Origin of the sequence: Pollutibacter soli, from assembly GCA_029269725.1 — a bacterium.
GTDB classification, from domain to species: Bacteria; Bacteroidota; Bacteroidia; order Chitinophagales; family Chitinophagaceae; genus Pollutibacter; species Pollutibacter soli.
This window is the reverse complement of sequence record JARJHS010000006.1, coordinates 248,928-271,569: the sequence shown is the minus strand read 5'-3', so window position 1 is coordinate 271,569 and position 22,642 is coordinate 248,928. Positions and strand designations below refer to the sequence as shown.

Genomic DNA, 22,642 nt, shown 5'->3' with positions numbered 1-22,642 from the left:
ATCAACAGGTGTCATGAAAGCAAAACAGGCTATTCTGTGGATCTGCCGGATTATCGCGGCATTGATTTTATTACAGACACTTTTCTTCAAATTTTCAGGAGCGGAAGAGTCTGTGTATATTTTTACTAAAGTACATATGGAACCCTGGGGACGAATTGGTGTTGGAGTAATGGAGTTGATTGCGGGAATATTGTTGTTGATACCGCGCGCATCGGTATATGGAGCCGTTATTGCGATTGGCTTGATGCTTGGTGCAATAGCTATGCATTTGTTCATTTTGGGTATTGAAGTGATGAACGATGGCGGACAGCTTTTTATTTATGCTTTGCTGGTGTTGTTTGCCTCAATTTTTATCGTGTGGACAGAACGTTTTCAATTGATGCAAATGCTTCAGAAACGCAGACTGGTATTGTAAGTTGAAATGAAAAATATTTCTATAAAGAAAGAAGAACCGACAGCTATCAGGCTTCAACCGGATCGATGGGTGGAGAATTACGCATCTCAGTTATTCGGTTATACCTTTGCGCGAGTGGCAGATGAACAACATGCTGAGGATATTGTCCAATCGACATTTTTTAGTGCATGGAAAGGCAGGGAAGGATACAATGGTGAGGCTTCTGAAAAAAACTGGTTATTTGCCATCTGTAAAAATAAAATTATTGACTACTACAGAGACAGAAGCAGGAACAGAGACATAAACAGTGAATCGAAGGGGGAAGAAGATATTTATTTCGATCATACGGGCCACTGGACGGAGGAGGCTGCGCCGAAAGAATGGGGTGCAGTAATGGAACATCCCGGCGAAGACCGTGAATTTTATGAAGTACTTGCACGATGTACTGCCAAACTTAAACTCATACAGCAACAGGTTTTTTCATTGAAATACCTCGATGATCTGGACGCTGAACAAATTTGTGAGGCACTTAAAATCACGCAGTCAAATTACTGGGTTTTAATTCACCGGGCAAAGTTGCATCTACGTGTATGTCTTGAAAAAAACTGGCTTCACCTAAAATGATCAACATGAAAAGTTGCAAAAAAGCGACATTTCTGATTTCAAAAAAAGAAGAGGGCAAACTTACTTCCAGTGAAGCCATCGGACTTGCATGGCATCTGAGCGTGTGCAGTTTCTGCCGGTCTTTTGAACGCCAGACCAGTTTTTTTTCTTCGAAGATGAAGGGCGATAAAGTTGAGTATAATTTGCCCGACGAAACAAAAACAAGGTTGAAAGAGAGTTTGCGGAAATTGATGGATCGCTGATTTTTCTGTTTTTCGCCAGGTATCCGATACTTGCAAGTATCGGATACCTGGGAGGTTTCACGAAATTCAAAAGCATTTTCCAAATAAACAAGGGAAAAATCTTTTTTCAAGAGGTTTTTTTCTGTCTTACTGCGTGATTTTTCGATGGTGTTAATCTTTCTGCAGTTGAAAAAATTTGTTATTGGTTGTAAGGATTAATAAGAAGTTACGTACTCATCTGTAAATATAATAAGATGAAATCCTCCATTTTTCTATTGGTCATTTTCTTTGCAAACTTCAGTGGTGCTGATGCACAGTCCTCATCAATTTTCTCAACAAAAAATGGAGCAATTGACGGATACGATGCAGTTGCTTTTTTTGTTGTTTCAAAGCCAGTGAAAGGGAAGCCGGAATTTAAGTATGAATGGAACGGAGCGGAATGGTACTTTTCTTCAAAAGATAATCTTGACTCTTTTTCAGTTTCTCCATTAAAGTATGCGCCACAGTTCGGAGGTTATTGCGCCTTTGGAATGTCGGATGGCGAAGGTCATAAGGCTCCGACGCAGGTCAACACGTTTTCGATCGTAAACAACAAATTATATCTCAATTACAATATCCAGGTAAAAGAGCATTGGAAAAAAGCGATGGATTCAAATATTGTAAGAGCTAACAATAACTGGCAAAGATTTAAGTGAAATGCCTTCACTAATGACTATATGTTAATCGCTGAAGCGGTCATTAATCTTATCAATCCTGGGAATGAAGACATTCAATAGTTGGAGATTTTTAAGTATATTAGTTATACTACCAACACCTCCATTTTTAGAACATGGATCAGCAACAGGTATTTTCGAATGAAAAGGAATGGCAATTCCGTGTTGCTGCATTAGAAGAACAAATTTCACAACAGTCTTTAGCTCTTGCAGAAAAAGATCGAGAGCTTGAAATTTCCAAAAGCCTGGCCCGTGTACGTGCAGTGACCATGGCGATGAATAACTCTTCAGAATTAAATATCGTTATCAATGTAGTGTATGAAGAGATTGTAAAACTTGATCCACAACTCGATCGTTGTATAATTTTTACCATCGATCCTGTCACCAGGACTTCTCTTTGGTGGATGGCGTCCGGTGAAGATATTCCATTTCAATCGGGGCTGTTTATTGATTACCACGAGCATGAACCTTACCTATCCTGTCTGAATGCATTTGATAAGCAGACGGAACGCTGGTCATACTTATTGGAAGGCGAAACAAAAAAAGATTGGGACGCGTATCTTTTTGAGTACTCCGGACTTCGATCCTTGCCTGAAATCGTAAGGCGGAATATGATGTCATTTGACCGGATTTATTTATTTGGATCATTCAGTGACTTCGGATGTCTGTCCAGCGGATCAGTCGAGCCATTGGGAGAAGATTCAATGGAAATGCTTGTTCGCTTTACAAAGGAATTCAACCTGACCTACAGGAGGTTTCTTGATTTCAAACAACTGGAGAGGCAGGCGCGTGAAGCAATGATTGAAACTGCTTTGGAGAAAGTACGTAGTCGTTCTCTTGCTATGCACCATAGCGATGAATTGCCACAAGTTGCGGCGATTGTTTTTGAAAAGCTGACGGAATTAAAATTCACTGTAGATGATGGTGCCGTTGGTATATTGATTTTTGAAAAAGGATCAAAAGAACATCAGCAGTGGATTGCAGATCCGGAACATATTTATCCATTCAGATTTCATATTCCCTATTCTGACCACCAAATGTGCAGAGAACTGATCGAAGGCTGGGAAAACGAAATCGGGTTCAGCTCAAAAATCTATTCGTTCGAAGTAAAGAACGAGTACATGCAATACCTCTTTACTCATTCTGAAATGGGGCTTATTCCGGAGGATGTGAAAAAGCATATTCTTTCGAGTAAAGAATATGGGGTGTCAATTGCTTATGAAAAAAATACCGGCATTCTGATTCCTACAAATTCCGGTCGACTTGTTGCAGGCGATCAGGTGGAGGTACTGAAACGATTTTCGCGTGTATTTGAACAGGCCTATATCCGGTTTCGGGATTTGCAGAAAGCAGAAACACAGGCATATGAAGCTCAGATTGAAACTGCACTGGAGCGCGTACGAAGCCGGACATTAGCAATGCAGCATTCGGGCGAACTTGCTGAAACTGCAGGTGTGCTTTTCCGGCAGTTGAACAGTTTACATATCGGTCCAAATCGCCTGTACATTTGTGTTTTCAATGAAGAAAAGAATGAGATTGAATTCTGGCTCACTGATGATGAAGGAATCAATATAACCTCGAAGTTCGCCGGAAAAACTGATCGCAATGACACCATCAGGAAAATGTATGAGGGGTGGAAGAAAGAGCTGAGGTCGTTGATCGTTGAAATGAATGATGAAGAGCTTGAGAAATATTTCAGATATTTCGGGAATGAATTGCATGTGCCGTCCAGGTTTGCCCAGGCACATAGGAAACGTTTCCAAAACATCGCTTATTTTTCGAAGGGATTTGTCGGGATGGCTTCTCCGGAAGAGCAGCCTGCATCGACTCTGCAATTGATGGAGCGTTTTGCTTATGTATTCAATCTCACATATACACGGTTCAGTGATCTTAAACTTGCTGAAGCGCATGCTGTGCAGGCTGCGGAAGACCTTGTAAAATTGCAGGCTGAGAAAAAAAGGGCTGAAGAAGCATTGCTCGAATTGAGGGCTACACAAAAGCAACTCGTACATGCTGAGAAGATGGCTTCGCTCGGAGAACTGACAGCAGGTATTGCCCATGAAATTCAGAATCCTTTGAATTTCGTGAATAATTTTTCTGAAGTAAATAAGGAAATGCTTGCTGAACTCGAAGAAGAAATAAAAAAGGGGAGTTTGGATAACGCAAAAGCAATAGCTGCCGATCTTATACTGAATGAAGAAAAAATCAACTTCCATGGTAGAAGGGCCGATGCAATTGTGAAGGGCATGCTGGAACATTCGCGTACCGGAGGATCAGAGAAGGAAGCATACGATATCAATGCATTGACACATGAAAATCTCTTTTTTTGTTATCATGCGTTAAAAGCAAGAGACAAGAGTTTTAATGCGGCGATTGAAACGCATTTTGACCCGTCAATTGGTTTGATGCATATTACGCCGAAAGATCTTTCCCGCGCGATTCTCAATATTGTGAACAATGCTTTTTATGCGGTTAATCAAAAAAGCCAGGGAAATGAATTGCGCTATGAGCCTAAAGTAGTAGTCACCACAATAAGATACAACTCACATGTGGAAATTTCGGTTAGGGATAACGGTGATGGGATCCCGGAAAAAGTAATGGACAAAGTATTTCAACCTTTTTTTACTACCAAACCGCCAGGGCAGGGGACCGGCCTGGGTTTAAGTCTTGCGTATGATATTGTAAAAGTCCATGGCGGAGAAATAAGAGTCAACAATCATCCTGGTGCGGGCGCTGAATTTGTGATCGTCCTCCCACTGAATTCTAACTAGGTTCTGCTGTTTTTTCGTGCAAATCCTGGTGGATATGAATGGAAAAGAAATTTGACATCAGTGTCCGCATGGATGTAAAAGTCAACCTGTAAAATCTTGTATGCGGTTGGCCTGCATATCAGATTTATACTTCGGATTTTTTATTCTGCATTTCTGCAAATCACCACTTTTCAACGAACAACGATGAACGAAAAACCTGCCTTTCCCGGCTGCCTGTCCGGTAGGCAGGGCAGGCAGGCGAAAAACGCCGAATGCCCTCACCTTACCAGCAAGCACTAACTAACAATTGAATTTGAAGCAGATGCTTGCTTTCCATGTTTGATAAAATAAAAAAGACGCGATGAATGCGTCTTTGAAATTTTGTATCTGAGTTATTGATTAATTGGTCGCAGTTGAATTTTCGTAGAGACGCAATGCATTGCGTCTCTACGAAAATTCAGACTATTTCTTCATCGCTTCTGCCATCTTCTTTCCGATATCCGCAGGACTGTCCACCACATGGATTCCGCATTCGCGCATGATCTTCATTTTCGCAGCAGCTGTATCATCAGATCCGCCAACGATTGCTCCGGCATGACCCATACGACGTCCGGGAGGTGCAGTCTGCCCAGCGATAAATCCAACTACGGGTTTTTTACTATTGGCCTTGATCCAGCGCGCAGCTTCGGCTTCCATACCACCACCGATCTCACCGATCATAACGATACCTTCTGTTTCAGGATCGTTCATCAGCAATTCAACCGCGTCGCGGGTGGGTGTTCCGATGATCGGATCGCCGCCGATTCCAATCGCGGTCGTAATACCCATTCCTGCTTTTACGATCTGGTCAGCAGCTTCGTATGTCAGCGTTCCTGATTTTGAAACAATACCGATATTGCCTTTTTTGAATATAAAACCAGGCATGATACCTACTTTACATTCGTCGGCAGTGATAACACCAGGACAGTTAGGTCCGATGAGCCTTGTTTTCGTTGAGGCCAGGTAATTTTTCACCTTCACCATGTCCTGCACCGGAATACCTTCTGTGATACAAACCACGAGTCCGATGCCCGCTTCTGCAGCTTCCATGATCGCGTCAGCAGCAAAAGCCGGTGGAACAAAGATGATACTAACGTCAGCACCAGTCTGCTTCACAGCATCTGCCACCGTATTAAAAATCGGTTTCTCCAGATGAGTACCACCACCTTTGCCGGGGGTAACGCCACCCACCACCTGGGTGCCGTATTCAATCATCTGGGTCGCATGAAAAGTGCCTTCTGTACCTGTAAATCCCTGAACAATAACTTTTGAGTTTTTATTGACTAGTACCGACATAGAGGATTCTGCTTTCGGTTAAAAAAAAATGAAAGTGCCGCAAAAATAGGGCAAAGAAATGAAGTTTGGAGTAAGGAGTAGACAGGCAGGAGATTTAGTGTGTAGTTAATAGTACCAGGCTTTTGGGGTATAAACTTGTATTTTTTAGTAGTACAATCAAGAAATGCGGCTTGCAATTGTTTTAAACTTGAGGTTTACGACAATGCCTAATAAAAGATCAGCCTCCGTCCTTGTTTTTATTCGGGTGGATTTCAATAGTAGCCCCAGGTAAACGATCCCCAATAGCTCTGCCAGCTGGCGGTGGTATCATCAGGTAGCCTGACTATTTTGACTGTACTCAGCATCCATTGGCCATATGGATTGATTTCCATTTCGACGATTCCCTGTTCATCGGTCTTTAGATCAAGCATTTCGGTTTTTCCTTTTGAACGATGCCAGAGCTTTATCAGCTGATTCGATAGAGGATCTCCTTCAAACAACACTTTCGCCTGGAAATGTTGTTTCTTTTTTATCAGGTAGGGATGTGAGAGTGGAATGATATCAAGAGGGAGCTCAGTTGTTTTCTTATATGTGGAATCGATCACTGAACCAATCTGCATCAGCGATTTGATGTTTCGCTGATAGAACTCCCGACCTGAACTGTCTTTTTCATTGTACTCTTCACGAAGCTTGATGGTTTCTTCGAGTCCATCCTCTTTCAAATACTCCAGGAATTTTTCAGGCTCCAGTTGTATGAATTTATTGGAAGTCTGGCAGGAAGCGAGTACAGTGCCTTCATCAAAAAACTGTACAGTAAGTGAATCGCCGTTTGTGCTGTCGCTTAGCAGATTTTTTATGTCATCGGTGTATTCCGCGAAATGCAAACGGATATCACGCATCGATGCTTTATTGCCACTCCAGTTTTCGCCTTCAAAATTTTCACCCACCTGGAAACGAATGCGAATGGGTTGTCCGCGCTTGAAATGAAATCGCTGTGGCTGAATCCAGAACTCATGCCCTGCAAGACAAAGAACAAGCCCGAGGCTTATAAAAATGGCAGTGATCTTTTTTTTCATAGCCCGTTTTTGAGCAGATCATCCATGTCACGATCATTGTCGATCTTGCCTTTCATCTCCAGCATACGCATGTCTTTTGCATCCTGCAGAAACTCTGATGCGAAAATGAAGCTGTTGAGTTTTTCATTTTTGCTGAAGATGATTTCCTTGTTGCTTCCTTCCCACTCCTTATCACCCTTGTACATATAAATGATCTTATCACCTATTTCCATCACGCTGTTCATGTCATGGGTATTAATTACTGTCGTGATATTGTATTCCTCGGTAATTTCTTTGATCAGCTTATCAATGACTAATGATGTTTGAGGATCAAGGCCGGAGTTCGGTTCGTCGCAGAACAAATATTTTGGATTGAGAACGATGGCGCGCGCTATACCCACGCGTTTTTTCATACCCCCGCTGATCTCTGCAGGAAATTTTTTATGCGCGTCTTTTAATTTGACGCGATCGAGTACTTCGTCTACGCGTTTCTGTTTTTCAGCCCTTGTGGAATTGGTGAACATATCCAACGGGAAGAAAATATTCTGTTCAACCGTCATACTGTCGAATAATGCTGAACCCTGGAACAGCATCCCGATTTTCTGACGCATCGCTTTTTTCTCTTCAGTAGTCATCCTGATGAACTCCTGTTCATCATAAACGATCTCGCCGCTATCCGGCGTAAACAGTCCAACAATACATTTCATCAATACCGTCTTCCCGCTTCCACTCGCACCGATGATGAGATTGCATTTACCCGTTTCCATCACTGCGGATACGTCGTTGATCACCACGTTTTCACCAAAACTTTTCTTCAGATTTTTCAGTTCGATCATCAGCTAAAATTCTTTTCAGATCAGTTAAAGCAATATCGCAGCCAGTACATAGTCCGCCAGCAGGATCATAATACAACTGGTAACCACAGCCGAAGTACTCGCGCGACCGATTTCCAGTGCGCCTCCTTCCACATTATACCCATAATATGCAGGTACGCTGGAAATGATGAAAGCAAAAGTATATGCCTTGATCAAAGCGAAAAATACATTGTATGCCAGGAAACCGGAGAGCAGACCGCGGTCAAATGTTGCACCCGAAAGAATATTTGCTGCGCTTCCTGCAAAACGGCCACCCCAGATACCCAGTACCATCGCGAAAATAACGAGCAACGGAATCATGATCAGGCTGGCCAGGATTTTCGGAGCAACGAGATAAGCTTTTGTATTGATGCCCATGATTTCGAGTGCATCGATCTGTTCACTCACTCGCATATTCCCCAGCTCACTGGCAATCTTACTGCCAACCACACCCGCCAGTACGATACAACTCAGCGTAGGCGCGAATTCCAGGATGATGGTATCGCGCACGATCTGCGCAATGGTTGATTTGGGTATCAATGGACTTACCAACTGGTATGCCGTCTGCACCGTTGATACCGCACCAATAAATACTGAAATGATGGCAATAATTCCCATCGATCCGATTCCGAGCTCAGCGCATTGATGCATGAGTTCCTTCCAGTACATCTTGAAATTCTCCGGGCGGCTGAACATCCCTCTGATCATCAATATAAACCTGCCCAGGTGATTGAAAAACGTCATGCAAATGGTTTATGGACAAAAATAAGTAAAAGAAAGCAGGGTTATTTAAGATCCGCTGCAAGGTATTCATTCATATGCATCTGTAACAATTGTGCCATGGTGGCGCACGTAATGAAATCCGGATTATTGTGATACCGGCTCAGTTCGAGGGCCAGTTCAGCTATTTTCTCCGGTGTCGAAAATACATCATTGGCAAGGGCTTCATGCAGATCATCAAGGCGTTCTTTCTCCGCACGAACCCTCCGCGCAAAAAGGGATCTTTCTTCCATCCTGTACTGCGTGATCACATCCGGATGAAGATGTTGCTGCACCATATCCACGAAAACCTTGTTCTCTTTGAAAAACTGTGGCAGGTAGATATTCTTTCTCCCCTCGAAAGCCTGCTGATCAAAATCGATACAGCGTATGCGAAACTGAATATCATCAAAATCCTGGCTGATATCAAACACAAAATTATAACTGCGCATATCGCCCAGTAACCGCATAAAGCATCGTTCATTGAACTTCACAAATTCTTTCGCAATCCTGCGATGGTTGAATTCCGGGCGGGATAAGAATTGCAGCACAAACACATCTCCGGGAATGCCGGAAATATGTTCCTCGATCAGCGTTTGATCGTCGACGATATAGTTGATGCGGTAAGGCGAAAGCAAATGCTCCAGCTCAAGTCCCCAGATACGTGATGAGTCGGGCACTTTTACATAGAAGTAATCGTGCACCTCATTATAATTGTTTACAATTTTTATTCTGAAGGGCTTTGAATTGCCAAAAACGCAATAATCGATCCGTTCAATATGGAGATGTTCTTCTGCTTCTGAATGTCCGCTCGCTTTCAGCAAAGAATATATTCTCTTTAATCCCTGGTGGATTTCAGCGGTTACAGATGGGTGGTAGAAGACAGTTTCCCAGAACGTGTCCTTTCCTTTAAGATCATATAACGGAACTGACCCCGAATAATGTTTCAGGGTCAGATAACTTACAGGCAAGTCGGTTTCGCGTCCATATCGCGAAAGATATTCCTTGAAATCCCGACCAACAGGATAACTCGGTTTTTTCTTTGAAATATGTTCTATAGCTGACAATTATTTTCCTGTTTCTGTATTCTATATCCTCATCTATTTCGCGCTCGCTTCTCTCTGCTCCAGCGCTGGTTGAATATTATGTTCTTTCGCTTTCTCCCGTGGATTTTTTGATTGGGCATCAATCACAGCAATCAGCACCATGTTAAAAATGCTTCTAACGGAAGAGCCTAGTTGAAGTATATGTACCGGTTTCTTCAGACCTAAAAGTATCGGACCGATCGAATCCGCACCACCGACCTCCTGCAACAGATTATATGCAATGTTTCCCGCACTCAGGTTGGGGAAGATTAATGTATTCACATCACCTTCCATAGCGAGTTCTGAGAACGGATAATTTTCACGGATGATCTCTTTATTGAATGCCATGATGGCCTGTATCTCTCCATCCACTACAAGGTTCGGAAACCTGTCTTTTACAACTTTACGCGCATCACGCATAATATTTGCTTCCGGCGTATCACTGCTGCCGAAATTGGAATAACTGAGCATGGCAATCCTCGGTACGATACCAAATGAACGTACTTCCTCGGCAACAAGTGCAGTAATGTCTGCGATTTCCGCTGCGGTCGGATTGAAGTTAACTGTTGTATCCGCGAGGAATAGTGGCCCGCGCTTGGTCATCATGATGTACATGCCCGCAATCTTTTTCACACCATTTTCGGTACCGATAATTTGAATCGCCGGCCTGATCGTATCGGGATAAGTACGACTTAAGCCTGAGATCATCGCATCTGCATCACCCATTTCCACCATCATACATCCGAAGTGGGTGCGGTCCTTCATCTTTTTAAATACTTCATAATAGTTTATGCCGCGACGCTGGCGTTTTTTATAATAAATCTCGCCATATAGATTTCGGCGTTCTTCCATTTCGTCGCTTTTCGGATCTATGATGGTGATGCCTTCCAGATTGATCTTACTTTCTTTCGCCAGGTCCAGGATTTTTTTCGGGTCACCTAACAGGATAGGATAAGCGACATTTTCATCATACGCCAGCTGTGCAGCTTTGAGCACCTTGATATTTTCTGCATCAGCAAAAACAACCCGGCGTGGATCTTTTCTTGCTTTAGATCCGATGGCCCTCATCAACTGGTTATCGTGGCCCAGTTTCTGACTCAATGAAATTGAATAAGCTTCCCAGTCGGTGATGGGTTTCTGAGCAACGCCACTTTCCATAGCCGCTCTCGCCACCGCCGGTGAAACTGTTTCCAGCAAACGCGGATCCAGTGGCTTGGGAATAATATAGTTTGCACTGAAGCTGATGGTGGTTTCATTGTAGGCCATATTCACTATATCCGGAACAGGAGTTTTTGCCATTTTTGCAAGAGCTTTTACCGCTGCAAGTTTCATGGCCTCATTGATGCTTGTTGCCCTTACATCAAGAGCACCCCGAAATATATAAGGGAAACCGAGGACATTGTTCACCTGGTTGGGATAATCTGATCGACCGGTTGCCATAATTACATCCTTTCTGCAACCCGTTGCTTTCTCCCAGGTAATTTCAGGATCCGGATTAGCCATCGCGAAGACGATGGGTCTTTTTGCCATGCTCTTCACCATTTCTTCACTCACCACATTGCCTTTGCTCAGACCAATAAATACATCGGTACCAACAAATGCATCTTCAAAACTCAATTCAGTGGCAGGCACTGCGTATTTTGATTTCCTTTCGTCAAGATCGTTCCTTCCTGCATGAACCAATCCTTTAGAATCATACATTTTTACTTTTCCGGGATCAGCACCTAAAGCAACATAGAGATCAATACAGGCTATAGCTGCGGCTCCTGCGCCATTGCAAAGAATGGTGACTTCGCCGATTTTTTTCTTTTGAAGTTCCAGTGCATTCAGCAAAGCTGCAGCACTGATGATTGCAGTACCGTGCTGATCATCGTGCATCACGGGAATATTCATTTCCGCCTTTAATCTCTGTTCGATGTGGAAGCATTCCGGCGCTTTGATATCTTCCAGGTTCACGCCACCAAATGTGGGCTCCAGCGCTTTTACTATCTCAACAAATTTGTCGGGATCTTTTTCATTGATCTCAATGTCGAACACATCGATATCGGCAAATATTTTGAATAATACTCCTTTCCCCTCCATCACGGGTTTTCCTGCTTCAGGTCCGATATCACCAAGGCCCAGAACGGCAGTTCCATTACTGATCACAGCTACAAGGTTGCCCTTGGCAGTGTATTTATAAACTGTTTCGGGGTTATGGAATATTTCCATACAGGGTTCTGCTACGCCCGGCGAATATGCCAGGGACAGATCCCTTTGCGTTTTTGCTTCTTTTGTAGGAATCACTTCTATCTTTCCTGGGCGGCCTTTGGCATGGTACTCAAGTGCCTGCTCTCTGCGCAAATCTTTCTGCATAGTGTTGAATTAGGCGGCAAGATAAGAATTTAAAAAAAAGGCCTCTTCCCTGCCACATTTCTGATCTGATGTTCTGTGAGCGTCAAATGTAAGATTGTTCAAAAATTATATTGTCTTCAAATTGTTTTCTGCTATAATAGTTACCAGATCAGCAAATTGTATTCATATCAGCAGAAATGCAATTGATTGGTTAATGCAACAGAAACAGAAGTGCTGCTGTCAGCAGGATGGAGTAAAAAAAAAGAAAATCAGTATCATGAGATTAATTGTCTGTGCTTTTCTGTTAACAGCACTCGTTTCCGGATGCAGCAAGGAAAAAAGGAATTTGAAGAAAGCCGATGCATCGTTGAAAGGTGTCTGGGAATTGAGGCTAGTGAGCGGAACAATGTTACCTCCCCAGCCATATGCTGCCGGGAATGAGAACAGACTTGAATTTGATGGGTCCCGATTTAAGAAATATGAAAACGGAACTCCTGTAAAATCCGGTACCTATAACATAGTGCATGAACCCAATGCGCAGGACGTTATTTGTATGATGGTCGACCCGGGCACCTTTGACGAAAAGATCGTATTTAATCCTGAATCAGATCTGCGACCGATGCTGATTGAAATTGATGGAGATAAGTTAGCGGTGTTGACCGGTTGTTTTGCAATCGATGGGGGCGCGAGATATGATTATGTTCGGAAGTGAGCAGTAGTTTATTGCTCACAGGAACAACCGTTCTAAGGAGTAGTAGACGGCAGGCAGCAGACCTGGCAGTAAGCAGTCAGTAGAATCAAGGATCCGTGATAGCAGTGACTTCGTATAAAAAAATCCTCAAGACTCATTGAATTCGTTGGAATGTATGATATAAATAATGTAAGCAGTTTTCTCTCAAGGGGAATTCGTTTGATAAATGAATTATTTCGCAATCACAAAAACTATGAGGTTCAATTAATTTCCATTCTGTCAAAAACACTGCATCGACTCAGTTCAAACTGAAAACTGTCAGCTGGCAGTTCCTGTGGCCACTTGCCCGCACACGATTGTCCGTATTTAAACTTTTCGTTAATCCCACAATTTTCCTTGTACTTAATCGTTTTAGTTGTATATTTGGTTACCTGCTTTCAGATATTCGAAGTCTGAATAACAACAGCTGTTCCAGCGTCCTGCTCCTGCCAATGAATGGCCATTTCTCCCTGATTGTTTTGCCGCGACAACGATAGTGAAATTTTCTGCTGATGCATGCAAATGTACACAGTAAGGACACCTCTGCCCCTAACGAACTTGCATAACTGAAAAATTGCTTTTAGTCCGTATGAAAGAGCATTAAAAACTTAAAAAATTACAGTTATGAAAAAGACTAACAATTCATTCAAGGCATTCATCGCAACTGCATTATTAACCGGTGTGTTGTCACTTGGCGCAGCTGCTCAGCAAACAGTAACTCCTTCCGGCAATATAGCTTCCGAAGTGACAGTTAAGGAAACATCACAGGGAACAGCATTGCTTGATTTAGCAGTAAACAACAAATCAACATCACCCTTCCTGGTATTGGTGAGGGATGAAGGCGGTTCAATCGTTTTTAGAGAATGGGCGAAAGGAAATTCCTACAAAAAGCGCTTCAAACTCGATATCGTGGAAAGCGATAAATTTTATTTTGAAGTTCTGCAGGACAAAAAGCTTATTGACAGCAAAACTCTTAAAGTTGCACATCACACAGAAGAACTGATTGAAGTTCTCGCGGTAAATAACTAGTTGCTGTTCTACGTTCTACGTTTAACGTTCAACGTTAAACGTAGAACGTTATATTTTAGCCGTTGCACCGAGCCAGGCCATCATGCCAACACCAATAGGAATAGCGTTTTCATCAATATTGAAAGTGGGTGTATGAACGCCGGATTGAATTCCTTTTGATATATTTCCTGTACCTAGCCTGAAAAAACAGCCGGGAATTTTTTGAGAATAGTAACCGAAATCTTCAGCTCCCATGCGGAGTTCTGTTTCTAAAACATCGTCCTTACCCATGTATTTTTCCGCAAGATGAACTGCCACTTCATTCAGGTGTTCATGGTTGTAAACATTCGGGTAGCCTATATCGATATGCAGGTCTACTTCAGCGCCCATACCTTCTGCAGTGGAGTACACGATCCTGCGTATGAGCTCATGTGCCTTGAAACGCCAGGCTTCATCCATCGCCCTGAAAGTGCCCATCATCTTTACTTCTGAAGGGATAACGTTGGTGGTATTTCCCCCCTGGAAGGAACAAATGGATAAAACTGAAGGTGAGAACGGATTGCTGTTCCGACTCACAATCTGCTGCAATGCAACAACAATATGTGATGCAACGAGTATAGTATCGATCGTTACATGAGGAGCTGCTGCATGACCACCCTTACTCCTCACCGTTATATAAATTTCATCTGCACTTGCCATAACTTTTCCTGCACGAAAACTGACTTTACCGGTTTCCATAGTCGGATGAACATGCAATCCAAAAATGGCTTGCGGTGTCGGATTCTCCAACACTCCTTCTTTGATCATGATACTTGCGCCGCCGGGATTTCTTTCTTCGCCGGGCTGAAATATAAGTTTCACAGATCCTTCCCATTCTTTTTCCAGCGTTTTCAATACACGCGCTGCGCCCAGCAGACAAGTGGTATGTACATCGTGGCCGCAGGCATGCATTACCCCTGGCTTTGTTGATTTATAGGGAACGTCATTTTCCTCCTGGATGGGTAATGCGTCCATATCAGCGCGAAGCGCTACAATTCTTGAACCCGGATTCTTGCCTTCGATCAATGCCGTGATCCCGGTTTCAGCTAGTGGTGTATAGGAAATTCCCCAGGAGGTAAGTTGTTTCTTTATAAATGCAGATGTTTCAAACTCCTGGTAACTCAATTCCGGATAGGCGTGCAGGTGATGCCTGTACTCAACACAGGAAGGTCCAAATTCTTTGGCTAGTTGCCTGATCTTTTCAGCTAACATCCACCGAAGATACTGCGCAACGACCTTAATTCGCGAGGTCTTCGAGGTCTGGTTTAAGTTCGACTGTAGATGGGACTACAATTACACCGGTAGGGTAAAGTGAAAGAATTTTCTGACGGAGAGAAGAAGCTTCTTCGCGATCCCTGAAATTTCCAATCTGCACTTTGAAATAGGGAGATTGATAAATCAGGTAGGTTTTATGTTCAGGAAAGCGCGACATCAGTTTTGATTTTACTTCGAAAGCTTTTGCGCGATCATTTGTATTAACTACCAATACGCGAAAACCTGCGCCGGTACGGTTGTTCTGCAGGTACACCTGGCGGTTAAGTTCAACTTGTTTTTTTATTAACAGATCCAGGCGCGGATCTTTAATGATTGCAACACCATCGTTGGTCTGACTATAACCGGAAATAAAGGCAAAGGTGAAAATTGCAGGAAGAAGTTTTCGCATGGTAAAATGTATGCAAAAGGTATGCCTTTTTAGGCAGCAGTAAACAGGCAGCAGGCGGCAGATAAGATGCAGCGAGAATAAGGCAAATGGCAAAGTGAGGAGGTAAAAGGAGTTATGGGTTGTTGCTTGTAAGTCATCAGATCAGTTGCAGGTATGCAGAATCCTGGTGATCAGTTTTTTTTAACAAAAAGAACGGGATGTAATTTTTTTTTGAATTACATCCCGCACGTTAGTTTCAAATCGTTCGAAGTAACAACATATCGCAATGAACCGCGGGCTGTTCCCACTTACCTGCCTGCCGGCAGGCTCACTGCTCACTTATCCGGCCTTATGCTTCCTTCCCATGACAATTCTTAAACTTCTTCCCACTTCCGCAGGGACATGGATCATTACGGCCAACCTTAGGTCCGACTTTCACCGGTTCCTGTTTTACAGGAACTGAAGGATCATGGTATTCCTGTCCTCCTTCCATCATTTCAGGTTCGCCACCGCCGGCACTCACCATTTCGTCTTTGCGTACACGCATCTTACTCATGTCGGTACGCTGCTCACGACCTTCCCTGATCTGGTTTCTTCCGGGCTGCTCGGCAGGTAAGCCGGCATGGCAAAGGAAGGAAACGATATCCTTGTTTACTTCACCATCCATTGTTGAGAACAATTCGAACGCTGTTGTTTTATAAATCACCAACGGATCTTTCTGTTCGTACACAGCTGTCTGCACACTCTGTTTTAGATCATCCATTCCTCTCAGGTGCTCTTTCCATGCATCATCTATGATTGCGAGCGTGATGGTTTTCTCCAGTGAATTCACCAGTTCTTCGCCACCACCAGTGATTGTTTTGTCAAGATGCGACAATACATTAATTCCTTTTTTTCCATCGGTAAAGGGAACAACCACATTTTCAATATGTGTGCCCTGGGTTTGACGGATATTCTGGAAAACCGGAAGCGCCTGCTTTTTCAGCTCTTCTTTTTTGCGGGTATAATGTGCAATCGCTTCATGGTAGAGTTTCGGAGCGATATCTTTCACATGTGCTTTTTCAAATTCATCCTGGTTGATCGATGTATCAATTCCGAAATTGACAATCGTTGCCATTCTGAAGCCTTCATAATCATTCATTCCCCTGAAGCCCTGTATTAAGCTTTCTGCAACAGAGTAAAATGCATTGTCAAGGTCAAGCGCGAGGCGATCACCAAACAACGCGTGCTGTCTTTTGGTATAGACAACATTTCGTTGTTTGTTCATTACATCGTCATATTCGAGCAGGCGTTTACGTATGCCGAAGTTATTTTCCTCTACTTTCTTCTGCGCTCTTTCAATACTCTTGGTGATCATTGAATGCTGGATCACTTCACCTTCCTTATAGCCCATGCGGTCCATCAGCGAAGCGATTCGTTCGCTGCCAAACATACGCATCAGATCATCTTCCAGTGACACATAAAACTGTGAACTACCCGGATCTCCCTGGCGACCGGAACGACCACGCAACTGCCGGTCAACACGACGGCTTTCGTGACGCTCGGTACCAATGATCGCAAGTCCACCCGCTTCTTTTACACCAGGGCCAAGTTTGATATCCGTACCACGACCCGCCATGTTCGTTGCGATAGTAATACTTCCGGCCATACCCGCTTCCTGTACGATCTGTGCTTCACGCGCGTGCTGTTTCGCATTGAGTACATTATGAGGAATTTTTTTCTGATTCAACATACGACTCAGCAACTCACTCACTTCCACCGAAGTTGTACCTACCAGTGCAGGACGACCAGCATTGCGGAGCTTTTCAATTTCATCTATTACTGCTCCGTATTTTTCACGTTTGGTTTTGAATACCAGATCCTCCTCATCCTTACGGATCATCGGCAGGTTTGTTGGTATGGAAACCACATCGAGTTTATAAATGTTCCACAATTCGGCCGCCTCAGTTTCTGCCGTACCCGTCATACCAGCCAATTTGTGGTACATGCGGAAATAGTTCTGCAGTGTTACTGTCGCATATGTTTGTGTTGCAGCTTCAATTTTTACATTTTCTTTTGCTTCAATCGCCTGGTGCAGACCATCACTGTATCGACGTCCGTCAAGAATACGGCCTGTCTGCTCATCAACAATTTTAACCTGGCCATCAAGTACAACATACTCGATGTCTTTATCAAAAAGAGTGTATGCTTTCAGCAACTGCTGAACAGTATGAATGCGATCGGCTTTCTGCGAGTATTCGTTCAGCAACTGTTCTTTACGGGTGAGCAACTCTTCAGCCTCCAGTCCTTCTTTTTCAATTTCAGAAAGCTGCGTACTCAGATCAGGAAGTACAAAGAAGTTAGGATCCTCACCACCCTTTGTGATTTGGTGCAAACCTTTCTCAGTAAGTTCTACCTGGTTGTTTTTTTCGTCGATGTGGAAATACAATTCCTCATCAACTTTTGGCATATGTTTCTGCTGGTCTGCGAGATAATAGTTTTCTGATTTCTGAAGTTTCACCCTGATTCCGGGCTCACTAAGATATTTAATGAGTGCATTATTCTTTGGCAAACCACGAAATGCACGTACGAGATGTAATCCACCATCCTGTGCATCATCTTTTCCTTCGTTGATCAGTTTTTTTGCTTCGAGCAATGATTTGTTCACCACCTGCCGCTGCACTTCCAAAAGTTGCTGGACACGTGGTTTCAGGATATGAAACTGCTGATCATCTCCTTTTGGAACAGGGCCGGAAATAATAAGAGGCGTACGAGCATCGTCGATCAGTACACTATCCACCTCATCGACCATGGCAAAAAAATGTGTGCGCTGCACCATCTCATCCGGAGAGTGAACCATGTTATCTCTCAGGTAATCGAAACCGAATTCGTTATTTGTTCCGTAAGTGATATCGCACTGGTAGGCCTTGCGACGGTTGCCGCTATGTGGTTCGTGTTTATCAATACAGTCTACAGTAAGTCCCAACCATTCAAACAAAGGGCCGTTCCATTCACTGTCACGACGGGCGAGATAATCGTTCACAGTTACAATATGCACACCTTCTCCCGGCAATGCATTCAGGTATGCGGGTAAGGTAGAGACCAGGGTTTTACCCTCACCTGTTGACATTTCCGCAATCTTACCCTGGTGCAGCACCGTACCCCCCATCAACTGAACATCATAGTGAACCATGTTCCAGGTAACAGTATTGCCTGCAGCCTGCCAGGTGTTTTTGAATACAGACTGATCTCCGTTGATTGTTACATAATCTTTCTTAACACTCAACTCACGGTCAAGCTCAGTTGCCGTAGATACCAGCTCGGTATTGTTTTTAAAACGGGAAGAAGCTTCTTTTACTAAAGCGAATGCTTCCGGCAGGATAGATTCCAGGACAACTTCGATCTCCTGGTTTTTCTTTTTCTTTAATTCGTCAATTCTCTTGTAGATATCGTCTTTTCCCCCAATGTCAGCCGGATCGAGTTCTGCGGCAGTTTTATTGAGACTCTCAATTTCCTGCTCCACCGGTACGAGGTGATCCTTGATTCGCTGGCGGAACTCTACTGTTTTATTGCGAAGTGCATCGTTACTAAGTTGCTGATATGTAGTAAAATGTTGGTTAATAGTAGATACCAGGGGCTGAAGTCGCAACACATCCTTCTCCGACTTGCTGCCGCCAAAAAGTTTTGAAAAGAGTTTCAACATATCGTGAATATTTTGCATGCTCCTGCGTCACGCAGGAACGGTTTAATTGTCAAATTTAATGCAGAAAAAAACCTCAGGTCATATTGACAGGTGGACAAAGGTACTAAAAGCACACGGCAGGAGGAAATGGCATTCAGCAGTTTTAAATGAGATGTTCATCCTTTCATCACAAAATGCGTGTGCGACAAAAGGGAGGAGGTAGTTTTGGCATCTTATTCTGATTCAACCCAAATCCAGCCAGAATTCATTATGAGATCATCGCTTATTGCTTTCGTGGGAATTGTTTTGTTTCAGGTTTCTGCCGTCGGACAGAGTACCCGGCAGGTGAGTGGTCGGGTAATGGACAGCGTTCGGAATCCTGTTGGCGGAGCAACGATCTGGTTGTTCAGCAAACAGGTAAAGGACACACTCAAAACAACCTCCAACAACAACGGATATTACAATTTCAAGGGAATATCTGCTACAGAATTCACTATCCGGATATCGAGTATTGGTTTTCTTCCAAAACAGAAAACGTACAACTATCCGATTACAGACGAGCGCATTCAACTGGAAGACCTGACGCTCAACAATTCAGTAACAACATTACAGGAAGTCATCATAGCGCCTCCACCGATCCAGGTAAGGGAAGACACCGTTGAGTACAAAGCGGATTCGTTCAGGGTAAAACCCAATTCCATGGTAGAAGACCTCTTAAAAAAGATGCCTGGTATTGAGGTAGATAAAAATGGCGATATCACAGCGCAGGGCAAAAAAGTATCCCGGATTAAAGTAAACGGAAAGGATTTTTTTGGTGGCGATCCCAAAACGGCAACAAAAGAATTGCCTGCTGACCTGATCGACAAGGTACAGGTAGTAGATGACTATGGGGATCTCTCTGCAGTTTCCGGGATCAAAGATGGCGAACCGGAAAAAGTGATCAATCTCCAGTTAAAAAAAGACAAGAACAAAGGCATATTCGGCAGGGCGACTGCGGGATATGGAACAGATGATCGTTACCAGGCCAATGGTAATATCAACCTGTTTGATAATAATAAGCAGCTGTCTGTTATCGGCAATTCCAACAATATCAACGGAAGCACTTTCAACACGGGGAGTGGCGGTGGAGGAATGGAGCTAGCAGGTCGCGCGATGGGTGGTGTTTCAATGGCCGGTGCAAACAGTGGCGCCGGACAAACACAACAGGTGGCCATGATAGGAGGTGGTAACCGCGGCTTTGGTGGTGGTACAGGTTCTTCCGGAAGTGGCGGTGATGGTATTTCCACTACACATTCACTCGGTACAAATTTCAGAAATGATTTTTCCGGAAATAAAGGCAGTCTCTATGGCAGTTACAGTTTCACCCGCAGAATGACAGATGGACTTAGTGATATTTCGCAGCAGAATTTTTATGAAACGAATTCATTTGTGAACGATCAGAATAACAGGTTTTACAATCAGAATAATAACCACAGGGCATTCATCAATTTTGAATACCAGATTGATTCATTCAATTATATCAAAATCAGCCCATCGTTTTCCTACGGGCAATCGAACAATCAGAGTCGCTCGGATTTTCAATATTACATGGACAAAACGACCCTTACGACAGAGGGGATCAACAAGGATTCAACAATCAGTAAAACGCCCAATCTCAACGCAAATATTATTTACAATCATCGGTTCAGAAAAAGAGGTCGCAATCTTTCCGTCAATGTGAATATGGGAGGTAATTCGAATGAAAGTGAAAGTGACAAATACAATCTGACTAATAATTATAATCTTCCTCAACCGGTAGATCTGCTGATCCGTCAGGCCATTTTCCAGGATAATGAATCGCGGAATTATGGTTTCAGATTGAATTACAGTGAGCCCATCAGAAAAGATCGGTTTATTGACCTTATTTATAGTTACAACAGATCATACACAAAAAATGACCGAAAGACCTATGATATCGAACCCAACGATGAATTGAATTACAATCCTGCATTGAGTAATGCCTATGAAAATGTGTTCATCAATCAGCGTTACCAGGTCAACATGCGTACTGTGAAGAAGAAGTACAATTACACTTTGGGAGTGATGTTTCAGCCGGTGAATCTGCAGGGATATTCAATCAGCAAGGACAGCGGTTATACACCCCAAAAGAGAGTCAATATTTTCCCTGTGGCAAGACTTGCATACAACTTTACAAAGACAAAGAATCTCAACTTCAATTATTTCGGAAATGCACGTCAGCCAGGCTTTGAGCAGTTACAACCAGTGAGAGACATATCAAATCCGCAGTACCAGACGCAGGGTAATCCAAACCTCAAGCCGGAGCAGAATCACAACTTCTCGCTGATGTACAACAATTTCAATTTTATTTCCGGCAGGGTGTTTTTTGTAGGAAGTAATTTCATGCTCACGCAGAATAAAATTGTAAACAATAATATCCAGATCGGGAATTCGGGCGCACAGTTAAGCATACCCGAAAACGTAAATGGTTTTTATAATGCAACAGGTTTTTACAATTTCAGCAAACCTTATAAAAACCGTACTTATGTTTTCTCTCTGAATGGTATGGCTAATTTCAACCATAATATTACGCTGATTGACAGCGCGAGAAATGTTGGTAATAATCTTGTGTTTTCACAGGGATTTAATTTCACTTTCAATCATAAAGACTGGCTGGAATGGGATGCAGGGGTGCGTTACGCTATGAACTCCACCAGGTACTCGCTCGATGGTCAGCAGGATATTGACTACAGTTCCTGGACCTTCACTTCTGCGAGCAGGATTGATATCAAGGGCGGATGGATCTTCCGTTATGATTTCGAGTATGTACTCAATAATGGTTTGGCCGCAGGAGTTAATCAGAACATCGCTTTACTGAATGCATCTTTTGAAAAAACCATCTTTAAAAAGAAGAACGGATTTATCCGGGTTTCAGGATTTGATATCCTCAAACAAAACCAGTCAATCACACGTACGGTTAGTGGAAACTATATTACCGATACCCGAACGAACAGATTGACCAGGTATTTCATGCTGACTTTCACTTACCGTCTGACCCGGTTCAAAGGCCAGAACCAGAATCAGCAACAGTTTGGGCCGGGAGGACCGGGAGGGATGAGGATGATGAGGGACTAAGAAAGGTAAGAGGTATGAAGTAAGTGGTGAGAAGTAAAAGGCAAAAACCTATGGATGAGCGAGAGTTTGGAATTTACCATTTTACTGCCCATATTTTGATTGGAAGCTTTATTACTATTGTGTTGGAGAGAGCAATAGTATCATCATTAGTAACTTTATTCCTGAGTACGCAATGGACTTTAACACTGGTTATCAATAGCTTTTAGGACTTGCAATAGCTAAATCATAAGCCGAAATAAGATAGATTTCACCTTATAAAATGTTTACAATTCGTCGATACTTCTTACCTCTTACCTCGTACTTCTTACTTGTTTTTCCTACCTTTGC

Annotated in this window: 17 protein-coding genes; 8 read left to right on the top strand and 9 right to left on the bottom strand. The window is 43.1% G+C overall.

Annotation, left to right across the window (positions count from 1 at the left end):
• The first annotated feature begins 13 nt into the window (after positions 1-13).
• The 5 genes from P2W82_RS16330 (at position 14) to P2W82_RS16310 (ending at position 4,723) form a co-directional block, all read left to right on the top strand.
• Complete coding sequence (locus P2W82_RS16330; protein ID WP_336516981.1) at positions 14-415, top strand: MauE/DoxX family redox-associated membrane protein; 402 nt, start codon at positions 14-16, stop codon at positions 413-415.
• A gap of 6 nt (positions 416-421) precedes the next feature.
• Complete coding sequence (locus P2W82_RS16325) at positions 422-1,018, top strand: sigma-70 family RNA polymerase sigma factor (protein WP_336516980.1); 597 nt, start codon at positions 422-424, stop codon at positions 1,016-1,018.
• 5 nt (positions 1,019-1,023) lie between these two features.
• Complete coding sequence (locus tag P2W82_RS16320) at positions 1,024-1,260, top strand: anti-sigma factor family protein (protein ID WP_336516979.1); 237 nt, start codon at positions 1,024-1,026, stop codon at positions 1,258-1,260.
• Positions 1,261-1,493: 233 nt separating this feature from the next.
• On the top strand, positions 1,494-1,934 hold the full coding sequence (locus P2W82_RS16315) for a YHS domain-containing (seleno)protein (protein WP_336516978.1): 441 nt from the start codon (positions 1,494-1,496) through the stop codon (positions 1,932-1,934).
• Positions 1,935-2,068: 134 nt separating this feature from the next.
• The gene (locus P2W82_RS16310) at positions 2,069-4,723 is read left to right on the top strand and encodes a sensor histidine kinase (protein WP_336516977.1); all 2,655 of its coding nucleotides are present in this window, start codon (positions 2,069-2,071) and stop codon (positions 4,721-4,723) included.
• 441 nt (positions 4,724-5,164) lie between these two features.
• Here the strand turns inward: P2W82_RS16310 and sucD are convergent, their stop codons facing one another.
• The 6 genes from sucD to P2W82_RS16280 form a co-directional block, all read right to left on the bottom strand.
• Entirely contained in the window at positions 5,165-6,037 is an 873-nt protein-coding gene (gene sucD, locus P2W82_RS16305) for a succinate--CoA ligase subunit alpha (protein WP_336516976.1), read from the bottom strand.
• A 251-nt stretch (positions 6,038-6,288) separates the two neighbouring features.
• Positions 6,289-7,092, bottom strand: a complete 804-nt coding sequence (locus tag P2W82_RS16300; RefSeq protein WP_336516975.1) for a DUF4198 domain-containing protein — start codon at positions 7,090-7,092, stop codon at positions 6,289-6,291.
• Positions 7,089-7,907, bottom strand: a complete 819-nt coding sequence (locus tag P2W82_RS16295; RefSeq protein ID WP_336516974.1) for an ABC transporter ATP-binding protein — start codon at positions 7,905-7,907, stop codon at positions 7,089-7,091. Before P2W82_RS16295 ends, P2W82_RS16300 begins: the two co-directional genes overlap by 4 nt.
• 24 nt (positions 7,908-7,931) lie before the next feature.
• Positions 7,932-8,669 (bottom strand): MlaE family ABC transporter permease, encoded by a 738-nt coding sequence (locus P2W82_RS16290; protein WP_336516973.1) that lies wholly within the window; start codon positions 8,667-8,669, stop codon positions 7,932-7,934.
• Between the two features lie 41 nt (positions 8,670-8,710).
• Positions 8,711-9,751, bottom strand: coding sequence for a hypothetical protein (locus P2W82_RS16285; protein WP_336516972.1), 1,041 nt, complete (start codon positions 9,749-9,751; stop codon positions 8,711-8,713).
• Positions 9,752-9,784: 33 nt separating this feature from the next.
• Positions 9,785-12,124: an NADP-dependent malic enzyme gene (locus tag P2W82_RS16280; protein WP_336516971.1), complete on the bottom strand. Its 2,340-nt coding sequence runs from the start codon at positions 12,122-12,124 to the stop codon at positions 9,785-9,787.
• A gap of 256 nt (positions 12,125-12,380) precedes the next feature.
• On the opposite strand from P2W82_RS16280, the gene P2W82_RS16275 reads away from it, so the two are divergent.
• Both P2W82_RS16275 and P2W82_RS16270 read left to right on the top strand, forming a co-directional pair.
• Complete coding sequence (locus P2W82_RS16275) at positions 12,381-12,815, top strand: hypothetical protein (protein ID WP_336516970.1); 435 nt, start codon at positions 12,381-12,383, stop codon at positions 12,813-12,815.
• A gap of 642 nt (positions 12,816-13,457) precedes the next feature.
• Entirely contained in the window at positions 13,458-13,862 is a 405-nt protein-coding gene (locus tag P2W82_RS16270) for a hypothetical protein (protein WP_336516969.1), read from the top strand.
• A 48-nt stretch (positions 13,863-13,910) separates the two neighbouring features.
• Here P2W82_RS16270 and P2W82_RS16265 read toward each other — a convergent pair whose 3' ends face one another.
• The 3 genes from P2W82_RS16265 to secA all read right to left on the bottom strand — a co-directional run bounded on the left by P2W82_RS16265 (position 13,911) and on the right by secA (position 19,204).
• Complete coding sequence (locus P2W82_RS16265) at positions 13,911-15,092, bottom strand: M20 metallopeptidase family protein (RefSeq protein WP_336516968.1); 1,182 nt, start codon at positions 15,090-15,092, stop codon at positions 13,911-13,913.
• Positions 15,093-15,117: 25 nt separating this feature from the next.
• Positions 15,118-15,543 carry an SPOR domain-containing protein gene (locus P2W82_RS16260; protein ID WP_336516967.1) on the bottom strand — a complete coding sequence of 142 codons (426 nt, stop codon included), beginning with the start codon at positions 15,541-15,543 and terminating at the stop codon, positions 15,118-15,120.
• A 328-nt stretch (positions 15,544-15,871) separates the two neighbouring features.
• Positions 15,872-19,204: a preprotein translocase subunit SecA gene (gene secA, locus P2W82_RS16255; RefSeq protein WP_336516966.1), complete on the bottom strand. Its 3,333-nt coding sequence runs from the start codon at positions 19,202-19,204 to the stop codon at positions 15,872-15,874.
• Between the two features lie 249 nt (positions 19,205-19,453).
• On the opposite strand from secA, the gene P2W82_RS16250 reads away from it, so the two are divergent.
• Complete coding sequence (locus P2W82_RS16250) at positions 19,454-22,315, top strand: outer membrane beta-barrel family protein (RefSeq protein WP_336516965.1); 2,862 nt, start codon at positions 19,454-19,456, stop codon at positions 22,313-22,315.
• The last annotated feature ends 327 nt before the right edge of the window (positions 22,316-22,642 follow it).

Excerpts from the sequence above, each read along its gene's own strand:
- P2W82_RS16250 (WP_336516965.1), top strand. The coding sequence starts at position 19,454 with ATGAGATCATCGCTTATTGCTTTCGTGGGAATTGTTTTGTTTCAGGTT.
- P2W82_RS16300 (WP_336516975.1), bottom strand. The coding sequence starts at position 7,092 with ATGAAAAAAAAGATCACTGCCATTTTTATAAGCCTCGGGCTTGTTCTT.
- P2W82_RS16280 (WP_336516971.1), bottom strand. The coding sequence starts at position 12,124 with ATGCAGAAAGATTTGCGCAGAGAGCAGGCACTTGAGTACCATGCCAAA.
- P2W82_RS16295 (WP_336516974.1), bottom strand. The coding sequence starts at position 7,907 with ATGATCGAACTGAAAAATCTGAAGAAAAGTTTTGGTGAAAACGTGGTG.
- P2W82_RS16290 (WP_336516973.1), bottom strand. The coding sequence starts at position 8,669 with ATGACGTTTTTCAATCACCTGGGCAGGTTTATATTGATGATCAGAGGG.
- sucD (WP_336516976.1), bottom strand. The coding sequence starts at position 6,037 with ATGTCGGTACTAGTCAATAAAAACTCAAAAGTTATTGTTCAGGGATTT.
- P2W82_RS16315 (WP_336516978.1), top strand. The coding sequence starts at position 1,494 with ATGAAATCCTCCATTTTTCTATTGGTCATTTTCTTTGCAAACTTCAGT.
- P2W82_RS16310 (WP_336516977.1), top strand. The coding sequence starts at position 2,069 with ATGGATCAGCAACAGGTATTTTCGAATGAAAAGGAATGGCAATTCCGT.
- P2W82_RS16320 (WP_336516979.1), top strand. The coding sequence starts at position 1,024 with ATGAAAAGTTGCAAAAAAGCGACATTTCTGATTTCAAAAAAAGAAGAG.
- P2W82_RS16325 (WP_336516980.1), top strand. The coding sequence starts at position 422 with ATGAAAAATATTTCTATAAAGAAAGAAGAACCGACAGCTATCAGGCTT.
- P2W82_RS16330 (WP_336516981.1), top strand. The coding sequence starts at position 14 with ATGAAAGCAAAACAGGCTATTCTGTGGATCTGCCGGATTATCGCGGCA.
- P2W82_RS16260 (WP_336516967.1), bottom strand. The coding sequence starts at position 15,543 with ATGCGAAAACTTCTTCCTGCAATTTTCACCTTTGCCTTTATTTCCGGT.
- secA (WP_336516966.1), bottom strand. The coding sequence starts at position 19,204 with ATGTTGAAACTCTTTTCAAAACTTTTTGGCGGCAGCAAGTCGGAGAAG.
- P2W82_RS16265 (WP_336516968.1), bottom strand. The coding sequence starts at position 15,092 with ATGTTAGCTGAAAAGATCAGGCAACTAGCCAAAGAATTTGGACCTTCC.
- P2W82_RS16270 (WP_336516969.1), top strand. The coding sequence starts at position 13,458 with ATGAAAAAGACTAACAATTCATTCAAGGCATTCATCGCAACTGCATTA.
- P2W82_RS16275 (WP_336516970.1), top strand. The coding sequence starts at position 12,381 with ATGAGATTAATTGTCTGTGCTTTTCTGTTAACAGCACTCGTTTCCGGA.